Raw genomic sequence first — 13087 nt, 5'->3', positions numbered from 1 at the left:
GATAAAAGATGTGAGCAGATCGTGTCTTTGTGAAAAGTGCTTGGAAAGTGAGCACGATTTGCTATAATGTCTGCAGGTGAGCAAACGATGGAATTAAACATGACGCTAAATGGGTTGGAATTATGGAAAGCTACCGGAGGGTTCGCAAATGAGCCGCATGTACATGACGACTGGTATCAGCTAACGCTGCCGGTCAGAGGTCAATGTCATCTGGTACAGGAACGGCATGCATACCCGCTAAAAGCAGGGATAGGGATTATTGCTCATCCCCAGACTGAGCATTATTTTGAGATAGGGTCGGATTCGGCTGTCATTGTGATCAAGTTCCGTAAACCGCCATTAAGCAGTTTCGGAGGTGCGGAGTTAAATGGGGGGCGAGCTGAGTTTCGACCTACCCAGACTTTTGATCCTGCTGAGATCAGCAGTCTGTTTCGAAGTTGGAATTCCATTTTGTTGGATGACGTGCCCGACTTGCTGCAAGTGCAGGAAACCGAGCTGGCGGTCGAGACGTATCTAAGACGCACGTTGACGGGGCAGGAAAATGGTAAAGGGACTGTGGATCACGGTACATTCATTGACCCTCATCTCCAACGAGTGTTGGATTACATTCACAGTGCCTATACAAGCCCAATGGATATTGATTCGATGGCGATGGTTGCGCATCAGAGCCGGTATCATTTTATGCGTTCTTTCAAAGCTCTTACGGGAACAACACCGTATCAATATTTGCTGAAATTGCGCGTAGAAGAAGCGTCCAAGAGGCTTCGCCATACAACAGATTCAGTGACCACAATCAGTTATGAACTGGGATTTTCCAGCGTCAGCCAGTTTTACAGAGCCTTTCAGCGAGTGTATGTTATGACACCGATGGAATATCGGAATCACATTTAGATTTTAACGGGCAGTCTCGCATATGCGAGACTGTATTTTAGTACGTTACAACATGACACTGATTTTTGTTGTTGCCAAACATTGAAGACTTTGCTAAGATGGGAAAAAGTTTATGTAAGCGTATACATTTAGGTTGAAATTACAACGTTGTAATTATGGTTATGGCAAGTGTTGAAAAGACATAAATACGGTGTGAGGAGGCCTATTTCAAGTAAATATCTCGTTATTATGCAGATTAATATAGGTTGTTAAAAAATTTGAATGAGATGAATAACAAATACGTCAGTGGAATGACAGTTTCTTTTTATTGAAAAATTCAAACGTTGTAATTATGTAGCGAAGGGGAGTGTTTCACGTGAAAAAACGCATGTCCACGCTGTTCAGCCTGATCAGACGGGATAAGTATTTGCTACTGATGTTTTCGCCTATCTTTCTGTATTACCTCATCTTCATGTACCTTCCGATGCCTGGCGTGCTGTTGGCATTTCGTAATTTCTTGCCGGGGCAGGGCATGCTCAGCGGGGAGTGGGTGGGGCTGCGCTGGTTCGAACAGTTTGTGAATTCCATTTACTTCTGGCGACTGCTGCGTAACACATTTCTGCTCGCCTTCCTGCCACTCCTGTTTGGTTTCTCCATTCCAATTTTATTCGCTGTCTGCATCGTGGAGATCAAGAACCGGACATTCAAGCGATTTGCCCAGACGGTTACGTACCTTCCTCACTTCATCTCCACTGTCGTTGTAGCCGGCATGATTATTAACTTCCTGTCACCAACAGACGGTATTGTGAACACCCTCATCGCGAGTCTTGGCATGGAAAAAGTGAATTTCATGATGGATGCCAGCTGGTTCCGTACCATCTTCACAAGTTCCGACATCTGGCAGAGCTTTGGCTTCAGCTCCATCATCTACATTGCAGCCATTATGGGGATCGACCCCGAGATGTATGATTCCGGCAAAATTGATGGCGTCAACAAATTCCAGGAGCTATGGCACCTGACCCTTCCGAGTATCAAACCAACCATTGTCATTCTGCTGCTTCTGTCGCTTGGCGGCATTATGAGTGTAGGTTTCGAGAAAGTATATCTGCTCTACAACGGAGCCACCTACGAAACGGCAGATGTCCTGTCCACCTATGTATACCGGATGGGGATTGAGGGCCAGAATTACGGCTTCGCCACAGCGGTCGGCCTGTTCAACTCCGTGATCACCTTTGTCCTTGTGTTTGCTGCCAATTCCATGACCCGCCGCCTGACCAAGATGTCACTCTGGTAAGACTATAACCCGGACCAAAGGAGACCTGTATGCAAAAATCGAGAAGTGACCGTTTATTCTACGGATGTGTCTACCTGCTGACCATACTGGCGGTTGTTGTCACGTTGTATCCCTTTCTGTACGTTATTAGCATTTCATTCAGCTCGGTGGATGCCATCGACAAACAAAAAGTGGTATTGTGGCCCGTTGGATTTACCCTGTCAGGTTACCAAATGGTACTGCAATACAAGGAGTTATGGGTTTCGTTCTACAACACCCTCTGGTACACCGTGGTAGGCACACTGTTAAACATTGTGGCAACATGTCTTGCCGCGTTTCCGTTATCTAGACAGCAGTTTTTCTTACGTCGCAAATTGAATTTCTTCATCGCTTTCACCATGTATTTCTCGGGTGGGCTCATTCCGGTCTACATGCTGATTACCTCGCTTGGGCTGTACAACACCCGCTGGGTTATGGTGCTGCCTGTGCTGGTGATTACGTTTAACGTCATGATCTGCCGCTCAGCGTTCGAAGGTATTCCGAATGAAATATTCGAAAGTGCCAGTATAGACGGGGCCAACGAGATGACGATGCTGTATCGTCTGGCGGTTCCCATCATCAAGCCAACACTGGCTGTGCTTACGCTGTACTATGCAGTATTCCACTGGAACAACTTTTTCTCGGCCCTGTTATATCTGGGCAAACAGGATATGCAGCCCTTACAGATGTTTCTGCGAAGGGTGCTGATCATGGCATCTCCGGAAGTGATGCAGAAGATGGGCGGCACAATGACATCCGGTGCGCTGGCGGTATCGACCCTTCAGGTTCGCTATGTATCCATTGTAGTCAGTATTCTGCCTATTGTTACAATCTACCCGTTTATCCAACGGTATTTCGTTAAGGGGATCACCCTCGGAGCCGTGAAAGGATAGCTTTACTTACTTAAGTGTCATGTCATTCAAGGGCGTTCAAAATGGTTCATACCTAAGGAGGAATGATGGATGAGATTTAAAGGGGCAGGAAGAAAAAGTGTAATGGCAGCGATACTGGCAATCAGCCTGGCGGGATGTAGCGGCGGAACAGGAGCGGGAACCGATGCGGGGAGCACCCCGTCCAGTTCGGAGCCAGCCTTCAATTATACCGGGGCAGGGCCGGTAACGGATCAACCGGATGCCAAGCTGTCTATTCTCGGCACCAACGCCTGGACGACGAACGTGGATCTGTCCACCGCAGCGATCGTTAAGAAAATCGAAGGCAATGCTGGTGTTGCGGTGGATTGGGATCTGATTCCGCCGCAGAACTATGCGGATGCCGTAAATCCCAGGCTGGCTGCCGGTACCGGCTTGCCCGATATCGTGTACCTGCCGGATCAGGATCAACTGATGAAGTACATCAATAGTGGCCTGTTTATCCCGATTGACGAGCTGGTAGAGAAGTACGGCGTGAATCTCAAAAAAATATATGAAAAGTCCCCTTCGGTTAAAGCCAGTTTAACGACGCCAGATGGTAAAATGTATTATATTCCGCAGCAGACGTTAACCCGCAACTACATGCCGGTATTTATGGTCAATGTGCGCTGGCTTGATAAGCTGGGATTAAGCGAGCCGACCACGCTGGATGAATTTACTGCCATGCTGCGCAAGTTCAAGACAGATGACCCGAACGGCAACGGAAAAGCCGATGAGATTCCGCTGTCCATGGAAGCAAAATTTGTGTCAATGGCCTTTGGCCCCGCGTTTGGACTTGACCTGTCCAACCAGTTCTATGCAGACGATCAGGGCAAAGTACATTTCAGCTATTATGAGCCTGCCTACAAGGAGTACTTGACCTATCTGAACGGACTGTACAAGGAAGGTCTGCTTGGGGTGGATTATGCGAGTACTACGAGTGATCAGGTCACGTCGCGCATCTCTCAGGATGTGACGGGAGCAACGTTTAATTTTAGCTGGTATATGTCGATGGTCTACAGTCCGTTGTTCAAGGATTACAATCCGGAAGAGCCGATCATCAAAGGCATTTTACCACTGAAAGGACCGCATGGGGATCAGTTCTATGTAGGACGTACACCAGTGAGTGGCATCTTTGGCATTACACGTGATAGTAAAAATCCCGAACTTGCTTTCCGTTTCCTGGACTATGCCGTAAGTGAGGAAGCACAGACGTATTATACGTGGGGCATCAAGGATGACACGTATACGGAAGAGAATGGCGTGAAGACATTCACGGATAAAGGCAAGGACAATGAATACATCCAAAAGCTTGGCATTGGTCCGGTGAATCTGCCGAACATCCAATCGACCGATTCTGCCGATTCCGTCGTAGCCCCTTGGCATGCGAAGATGGATAAGGAACTGGAGCCGTATGTGCGCGAACCGTTTCCATTTGTCTATGCCCTGCCGGATGAAGCGAGTGTGGAGAGCATGGCGATGCCTGACATCACGACATTTGTGGAAGAGATGAACTTCAAGTTTATTAGCGGGGACGCCAGTCTGGACCAGTTTGACAGTTATATTGAGACGTTGAAGAAGATGAATATAGAGCAGGTTATTGCGGGCAGACAGGCACAATATGATCGTTATAAATCTGCACAGAAATAGGAAATAGGTTTTTAGGCGTATGAGAGGTGTTGATTGATTTTGATAACCATTAAAGACATTGCCAAACTGGCGGGGGTGAGCTATAGCACAGTATCGAAGGCGCTGAATGATGATCCCCGAATCAAACCGGCAACAAAGCAGAAGGTGCTTGCGGTCGCAGAGAAACATCAATATCGGAAGAACATGTTGGCCCGGCAGCTTTCCACCGGCAGGAGCAACATCATCGGTTTTGTGCTGGATGAGCTGAGCAATCCGTTATTCTCGAACATCTCCGGCCGTCTGCACACCGAACTGAAGAAGCGGGGATATCAGATGATCCTGGTTGTGGCGGATGATGGCGTGGATGTCTTCAGCCAGCTGCGCGTGGACGGATGTATTCTGTGGGACTACGCACTGGACAATCGCGAGATGTTCTGGAAAAAGTTCGCCACACTCAACATGCCATGTTTTGTGCTGGGTACAGATGAAGCGCCGAACTCTCCTTACATCAAGATTGATCGCAAAGAAGGGCTGTTCAAAGCAGTCGAGCATCTAAAATCGCTGGGGCACAGCCGAATCGGATTCATCGGCAACTCCCAGAATATTAAACTGGAGGGATACCGGGAAGCGTTGCAGCGTACGGGTCTGGCTTTTAACGAAAATCATGTGCTGCCTGCGTATTCCTCTTGGGAGGACGGATATTTTGCCATACGTAATCATGTGTTTGGGCCGGAGTCGCCAACAGCTTTTATTGGACTGAACAATCTGGTCACCCGAGGGGCGCTCCGGGCTTTGCTTGAGGCAGGTTACAGTGTTCCACGCGATATCTCGTTAATTGGGTATGATGATCTGCCGGATATGCAGTATGCCGAAGTAGCCTTGACGACGATTGGCCCGTCTCTGGATGAACTGGCTGTGCAGGCAGCAGAGTTGATTGTATCGTTAATTCGTGATGAGCAGGTTGATGTTCCGGTAGTCATTCAGCCCAAGTTGAACCTTCGCAATTCAACAGCAGTTAGTCATACATCTATTAGGTGAGTACAACATTCAAGGAGGAATTGCTTATGCAGGTACAGACACAGTTATCCTGGTCTGAGCGAATTGCAGCAACAATCATCCAGCAATGTGACGGGGACGGTTATCATGCGTTCCCTTCGGGACGATGGGCATACGTGGAAGGCATGACCTTGATGGCAATGGCACGAACCGGGCAGTATTATGGCAAGCAAGAGTATGTTGATTTTATGAAAAAACATATGGACCTGTATATCCAGCCAGACGGCTCTATTGGCACCTATACTTTGGAAGAATATAATCTGGATCAGATTAATCAGGGGAAAAACCTGTTTGCATTACTGGATGGTGCTGAAGATCAGCGTTACGCAGAAGCAGCGCATCTCCTGGCAGCACAGCTCGCAGGGCAACCCCGAACGTCGGAGGGTGGTTTCTGGCACAAAAAAATCTATCCATTCCAGATGTGGCTGGACGGCCTGTATATGTCCTCTCCCTTTTTGTCCGAGTATGCGAAGACATTTCATCAACCCGAGTTATGGGATGAAGTGGCACATCAGATTCTACTGATCGAACGCCAGACCCGTGATCCGCGGACCGGACTGCTCTATCATGGCTGGGATGAATCGAAGGAGCAGGTCTGGGCAGATTCATCGACAGGATGCTCGCCACACTTCTGGAGCCGGGCGATGGGCTGGTATGCCATGGCGATTGTAGACAGCGTGGAGCATTTCCCCGTGAATCATCCAAAGCGCGGAACCATCATTGGTATCTTCGAACGGATGTGCCACGCTTTGGTACGCGTGCAGGAGCAGGAGAGCGGGTTATGGTTTCAGGTGCTGGATCAGGGCTTCCGCAAAGGCAACTATTTGGAAGCATCCGGGTCAAGCATGTTTGTATATGCGCTTGCGAAGGGTGTGCGGCTAAGGTATCTGGAGCCGCATTTCAGAGCTGCGGCGGAGAAAGGATGGCAGGGACTGTCCTCCAGATTGGTGGAGGAGACGGCTGACGGCGTTCGGTTAAACGGAATCTGTCATGGCGCAGGACTAAGCCTGAACCGGGATGGCTCGTACAACTATTATGTAACCGAAGCGGTTGTAAGCGATTCCTTTATGGGTGTGGCTCCGCTTCTGCTTGCATCGCTGGAAATGGAGCGATTGCCATGACGCAGCAGAGATTGCCAAATACAGCATTGGAATCATCGGCTCCCTGTCTGACTGTTGCTTCAGACGGGACGGGGGATTATGTGACGATTCAGGCTGCAGTCGATGCGCTGCCGGAGAATGGCATCGGAAACGTCCCGATTCGAGTGAAAGCTGGTGTTTATTATGAGAAGCTGCATATGGAGAAGCCGGGCATCCATCTGATTGGTGACGGGGCGGAGCAGACAATCATTACGTATGATGATTATGCACTCAAGAAGTTCCCGGACGGGTCGCCATATCATACGTTTCATTCCTATACGGCTTTCATTGGTGCTGATGATTTCACTGCAGAGGGGATTTCCTTCGTAAATGCTGCTGGGCCGGGCAAGCAAGTTGGTCAGGCGCTGGCCGTTTATGTGGATGGAGACCGGGCGGTATTTCGCCGCTGTCGTTTGATCGGTCACCAAGATACGATCTTCACCGGCCCGCTGCCGGAGCAGCCCATGGATCGCAGTTACTTTGGCGGGCCACGTGATGGTGCCGAGCGGCGCAAGCTGCGGCAGTATTTCGAGGACTGTTACATCGAAGGTGATATCGATTTTATTTTTGGCTCGGCTACCGTCGTGTTTAAGGGCTGCGAGATCTTTACGAAGAATCGCCTGACTGAAGCGGAGGCTGCGGATGGACAAGTGAACGGCTGGATTACCGCAGCATCTACGCCGGAGGATGTGCGTTATGGATACGTATTTCTGGACTGTGATCTGACCAGCAATGCTCCGCCGCAGTCGGTGTATCTGGGCAGACCGTGGCGTCATCATGCCAAAGTCTGTTTTCTGAACTGCTGGATCGGCGCTCATGTGAAGCGGGAGGGATGGCACAACTGGAACAAGACAGATGCAGAGCAGACTGTTCAGTATGCGGAATATAACAGTGCCGGGCCTGGTGCCGGATGTGCTGCTGATCGTGTACCTTGGGCCAAAATACTGACCGAACAGGAAGCGGCCGAGTACGCTGCACCTCTGATTCTATCCGGCGTGGATGGATGGCAGCCTTTTGAAGGGAGAGGGGAGCAGCTGCGGTAAGATATGCCCTCTTCTCTGCGCAATATCTAACACAGGTTTTCTTTCAAGTCTCCTAAGGAGTTGAAAGAAAACCTTTTTTGTGCGCTATATTACATTTTTCGCCCCCAATAGAACTATTTTATCCCTTATCTCCTTGGCGTTTTACTGATTAAATACAGGGTGAGGATCTGTAAATTCCCTGTAAAATTTGGATAATGTCTTCTGAAAAAGAAAACGAGAGGGAAGGTCCATTTTGATAAGGGAAGGGAGTGAAGCGACACGCAACATCAGATGGCTGAATGAGGTTGGCTCTAATCGATCACAGATCAGATGCAGGTGGACAATTGAAGTTTTGTTTGCAAGGTGAACGTATCCTTAGTACAGGAGGGATTTTGCTTGAATCAAGCTGTTCGATTCCGCCCGGTCATTACATTTGCTTTGGCATTTCTTCTACTTATTTCGTGGTTTGCACCGAGAGCCGATGCCGCCGCCCAGTGGCAGGCAGGCACCGCATACCAGAAAGGAGACCTCGTAACATATCAAAATAAAGATTATGAATGTATTCAGGCCCACACGGCGTTGACCGGATGGGAGCCCTCTGTTGTGCCCGCGTTGTGGAAATACGTCGGGGAAGGTTCAGGAGGGGAAACGCCAACGCCAGATACGGCACCACCTTCTGTTCCTGCGGGTCTGACTTCATCCTCCATCACGAACACCTCTGTGAGTCTTTCCTGGAATGCATCCACGGATAATGTGGGCGTAGCGGGGTACGAGGTGTACCGGAACGGCGTTCTTGTGACAAGTACTTCAACTACAACGGCTGTAGTCACGGGACTGACAGCCAGCACGACTTATGCTTTTACGGTAAAAGCCAAAGATGCCGCAGGCAATATATCCGCTGCGAGCACCTCCCTCAATGTAACAACTTCCAACGGATCATCTAATCCTGGGCCAACCGGCACTAAATGGCTGATTGGCTACTGGCATAACTTCGACAATGGTTCAACCAATATCAGACTTCGTAACGTATCAACAGCCTATGACGTGATTAATGTCTCCTTTGCCGAACCGATTTCACATGGCAGCGGAACGCTTGCTTTTACTCCATACAATGCAACGGTAGCCGAATTCAAATCCGATATTGCCTATCTGCAAAGCCAGGGGAAAAAAGTACTGCTTTCCATGGGGGGAGCCAACGGTACCATTGAGCTTACCGACGCGACCAAGAGACAGCAGTTCGAAGATTCGTTAAAATCAATCATTTCCACGTATGGTTTCAATGGTCTCGATATCGATCTGGAAGGAAGTTCCTTGTCTCTGAATGCAGGGGATACCGATTTCCGTAGTCCAACTACACCGAAAATTGTTAACCTCATCCAAGGTGTGAAAGCGGTTAAGTCACACTTCGGCGCCAATTTCATCCTGACGGCTGCGCCGGAGACGGCCTATGTACAGGGTGGATATTTGAGCTACGGCGGTCCTTGGGGAGCTTACCTGCCAGTCATCCATGCCTTGCGTAATGATCTGGCCCTGCTTCATGTGCAGCACTATAACACGGGCTCCATGGTGGGGCTGGATGGACGCTCTTACGCCCAAGGGACAGCTGATTTCCATGTGGCTATGGCGGAGATGCTTCTTCAAGGCTTTCATGTAGGCGGTAGCACAGGCCCATTCTTTAGTCCCTTGCGACCGGATCAGATTGCAATCGGTGTGCCGGCTTCCCAGCAGGCTGCCGGAGGCGGTTATACAACGCCAGCCGATCTGCAGAAGGCATTGAATTACCTGATCAAAGGTGTGCCATACGGCGGTTCCTATACCTTGCTCCAGCCTGCGGGCTATGCGGGGATAAAAGGGATGATGACCTGGTCAATCAACTGGGACGCTTATACGAATAACCAGTTTTCGAGCGCGCATCGTCCGTTCCTGAACGGGCTAAGTACGCAAACGACAAAGGAGGTTGTGTATTAGATGATACATTTAAATAAACACACTGCTTTCAAGAAAACCGTAAAGTTTCTCATGGGTCTATCCCTGCTTTTATCCGTCATTATTCCTTCTTTTGTGCTCCAACCCGCTACGGCAGCAGCAGCAGATTCTTATAAAATTGTTGGTTACTACCCGTCCTGGGCTGCGTATGGAAGAAACTATAATGTAACGGACATCGACCCAACCAAAGTCACGCATATCAACTATGCGTTTGCCGATATTTGCTGGAACGGTATTCATGGAAATCCGGACCCTTCGGGCCCTAACCCGGTGACCTGGACGTGTCAGAATGAGAAGAGCCAGACAATCAATGTACCAAATGGAACGATCGTGCTTGGCGATCCATGGATTGATACCGGCAAGACATTTGCAGGGGATACGTGGGATCAGCCCATTGCAGGTAATATCAATCAGCTTAACAAGCTGAAACAGATCAATCCTAATCTGAAGACAATCATCTCCGTGGGAGGGTGGACATGGTCCAACCGCTTCTCTGATGTAGCTGCGACTGCTGCAACGCGAGAGGTATTTGCAAACTCCGCCGTTGACTTCCTGCGAAAATACAATTTTGACGGGGTAGATCTGGACTGGGAGTATCCTGTATCAGGCGGACTTGATGGTAACAGCAAACGTCCTGAGGATAAGCAAAATTACACGCTGCTTCTGAGCAAAATCCGTGAGAAGCTGGATGCTGCCGGAGCTGTGGACGGCAAGAAGTATCTGCTTACGATTGCAAGCGGTGCATCGACGACCTATGCTGCGAATACTGAGCTTGCCAATATAGCTGCCATCGTCGACTGGATTAACATTATGACATACGATTTTAACGGGGCCTGGCAAAAAGTCAGCGCGCATAACGCGCCGTTGAACTATGACCCTGCGGCTTCGGCTGCTGGGGTGCCGGATGCCAATACATTTAATGTGGCTGCCGGAGCACAAGGGCATCTGAATGCTGGGGTACCAGCCGCCAAACTTGTGCTTGGTGTTCCATTCTACGGCCGCGGCTGGGATGGATGCGCACAGGCGAGCAATGGCCAGTATCAGACCTGCACGGGAGGTTCTTCCGTTGGAACATGGGAAGCAGGCTCCTTTGATTTCTATGATCTGGAGACCAACTACATTAACAAAAACGGGTACACGCGTTACTGGAATGACACGGCCAAGGTGCCATATCTCTATAATGCGACCAACAAGCGTTTTATTAGCTATGACGATGCGGAGTCTATTGGATATAAAACCGCTTATATCAAGAGCAAGGGACTCGGCGGAGCGATGTTCTGGGAGCTTAGCGGTGACCGGAACAAAACACTTCAAAATAAACTGAAAGCCGATCTGCCTACCGGAGGTACAGTGCCTCCAGCAGATACGACGGCGCCAAGCGTACCGGGAAATGCCCGCTCGACAGGTGTGACGGCCAACTCGGTGACGCTCGCGTGGAATGCTTCAACGGATAATGTGGGTGTTACTGGGTATAACGTCTATCATGGCAATAATCTTGCAACATCCGTCACCGGAACAACAGCAACGATCAGTGGACTTACTGCAGGTACTTCTTATACTTTCACGATCAAAGCAAAAGATGCAGCAGGCAATCTGTCTGCAGCCAGTAATGCTGTAACCGTAAGCACTACCACTTCGCCGGGAGGTGATACGCAAGCGCCAACTGCACCGACGAACCTGGCGTCGACAGCGCAAACGGCATCCAGCATAACGCTGAGCTGGGCGGCATCCACGGATAACGTGGGTGTAACGGGTTATGATGTGTACAATGGAACGACACTGGCGACATCTGTGACCGGAACGACAGCAACGATCAGTGGGCTTGCTGCGGATACCTCGTATACATTCACGGTGAAAGCAAAGGATGCGTCGGGGAATGGTTCTGCTGCGAGCAATGCGGTGACCGTGAAAACAACAGCAGGAACGACGAATCCGGGCGTTTCCTCCTGGCAGGCGAATACAGCCTATACTGTAGGACAGCTGGTCACCTATAGCGGCAAGACATATAAATGTTTGCAGGCCCACACTTCCTTGTCTGGGTGGGAACCATCCAATGTCCCTGCATTGTGGCAGGTCCAATAGTTAAAAAATGGATTACCACATTTTGAATTGAAACGTGCAGTTTTAGCGAGGCTTGGCTATAGGGAAGAGAATATAACGAAAAAACACCGGATACTGGTCCGGTGTTTTTTCGTTATATTATGTCAAACAAAGCAGCCTCCAAAAAGGCTATCTATTAGAAATCGAAGTTGTCCGGGTCAGGTCCAACGCGTACATCTTCGTTCAGAGAACTGATCTGATCCATCTCTTCATTTGAAAGTTCAAAGTCGAAGATAGAGGAATTCTCAATAATCCGGTTTTCCTTGGTGGACTTCGGAATAGTAATGACCCCATTTTGCAGATCCCAACGCAGGATGACTTGTGCAACCGATTTGCCTTTGTCTGAAGCAATCGCCGTGAGTACTGGGTTGTCCAACAGCTGACCTTGCATCAGAGGCGACCAAGCTTCAAGCTGGATACCATGTTTCTCACAGAAAGCCTTAAGCTCAACCTGAGTCAGGCGAGGGTGGTATTCCACCTGATTGACCATCGGTTTCACTTTGGCATCCTGCATCAGGTCTTCGAGATGATGAATCTGGAAGTTGCTTACACCAATAGCTTTAATGCGACCAGCCGCGTACAGTTCCTCGATTGCTTTCCAGGCTGCTTTATATTTGCCTGCCTTAGGCCAGTGAATCAGATACAGGTCCAGGTATTCCAGTCCCAGTTTGTTCAATGTGGTATCAAAAGCGGCAAGTGTCTCTTCATATCCGAGGTCTGCATTCCATACTTTAGATGTAACAAACAGTTCTTCACGTTTCAGGTTGTTTTCTTGCAAAGCTTCGGCAATCGCTTGGCCCACACCGGCTTCATTGTCGTATATTGCAGCAGTATCAATGCTGCGGTAGCCATGTTTAATCGCATTTTTCACGGCTTCAATCAGTTCAGATCCTTCTTCTACCTTAAATACACCAAGTCCGAACCAAGGCATAGAAACACCGTTATGCAGAGTTACTGTGGATTGTAAATGTTGTGCGGTTTGAGTTGTTGTCATGAGATTTCCTCCTTAAAGTGTGTAAAAATCAGTCATATTAAGCTGAATTTTCGTTTTTTAATCATACAAAA

10 protein-coding genes are annotated in these 13087 nt (G+C 49.1%); 9 read left to right on the top strand and 1 reads right to left on the bottom strand.

Going from position 1 to position 13087, the window contains the following annotated elements:
* Window positions 1-87 precede the first annotated feature (87 nt).
* The 9 genes from QVE09_RS23165 to QVE09_RS23125 all read left to right on the top strand — a co-directional run bounded on the left by QVE09_RS23165 (window position 88) and on the right by QVE09_RS23125 (window position 12004).
* Window positions 88-891: an AraC family transcriptional regulator gene (locus QVE09_RS23165; RefSeq protein ID WP_315938694.1), complete on the top strand. Its 804-nt coding sequence runs from the start codon at window positions 88-90 to the stop codon at window positions 889-891.
* 355 nt (window positions 892-1246) lie between these two features.
* A complete protein-coding gene (locus tag QVE09_RS23160; protein ID WP_240768206.1) occupies window positions 1247-2164 on the top strand; it encodes an ABC transporter permease in 918 nt (305 codons plus the stop codon).
* 29 nt (window positions 2165-2193) lie between these two features.
* The gene (locus QVE09_RS23155) at window positions 2194-3075 is read left to right on the top strand and encodes a carbohydrate ABC transporter permease (RefSeq protein WP_124116782.1); all 882 of its coding nucleotides are present in this window, start codon (window positions 2194-2196) and stop codon (window positions 3073-3075) included.
* Window positions 3076-3144: 69 nt separating this feature from the next.
* Window positions 3145-4740 (top strand): extracellular solute-binding protein, encoded by a 1596-nt coding sequence (locus QVE09_RS23150; RefSeq protein ID WP_315938693.1) that lies wholly within the window; start codon window positions 3145-3147, stop codon window positions 4738-4740.
* 39 nt (window positions 4741-4779) lie between these two features.
* Entirely contained in the window at window positions 4780-5757 is a 978-nt protein-coding gene (locus QVE09_RS23145) for a LacI family DNA-binding transcriptional regulator (RefSeq protein ID WP_315938692.1), read from the top strand.
* Between the two features lie 26 nt (window positions 5758-5783).
* Window positions 5784-6896 carry a glycoside hydrolase family 88/105 protein gene (locus QVE09_RS23140; RefSeq protein ID WP_315938691.1) on the top strand — a complete coding sequence of 371 codons (1113 nt, stop codon included), beginning with the start codon at window positions 5784-5786 and terminating at the stop codon, window positions 6894-6896.
* Window positions 6893-7957 (top strand): pectinesterase family protein, encoded by a 1065-nt coding sequence (locus QVE09_RS23135; protein WP_315938690.1) that lies wholly within the window; start codon window positions 6893-6895, stop codon window positions 7955-7957. The genes QVE09_RS23140 and QVE09_RS23135 overlap by 4 nt, the downstream gene beginning before the upstream one ends.
* Before the next feature lie 375 nt (window positions 7958-8332).
* A complete protein-coding gene (locus tag QVE09_RS23130) occupies window positions 8333-9904 on the top strand; it encodes a chitinase (RefSeq protein ID WP_397387083.1) in 1572 nt (523 codons plus the stop codon).
* Window positions 9905-12004, top strand: a complete 2100-nt coding sequence (locus QVE09_RS23125; protein WP_315938689.1) for a glycosyl hydrolase family 18 protein — start codon at window positions 9905-9907, stop codon at window positions 12002-12004. It begins immediately after the preceding gene.
* 154 nt (window positions 12005-12158) lie between these two features.
* On the opposite strand, the gene QVE09_RS23120 is transcribed toward QVE09_RS23125, so the two are convergent.
* Window positions 12159-13016: an aldo/keto reductase gene (locus QVE09_RS23120; protein WP_315938688.1), complete on the bottom strand. Its 858-nt coding sequence runs from the start codon at window positions 13014-13016 to the stop codon at window positions 12159-12161.
* Window positions 13017-13087: the final 71 nt, after the last annotated feature.

The sequence above is a fragment of the Paenibacillus sp. ClWae2A genome, assembly GCF_032452295.1.
Lineage (GTDB): Bacteria > Bacillota > Bacilli > Paenibacillales > Paenibacillaceae > Paenibacillus.
This window is presented reverse-complemented; position numbering and strand designations above follow the sequence as displayed.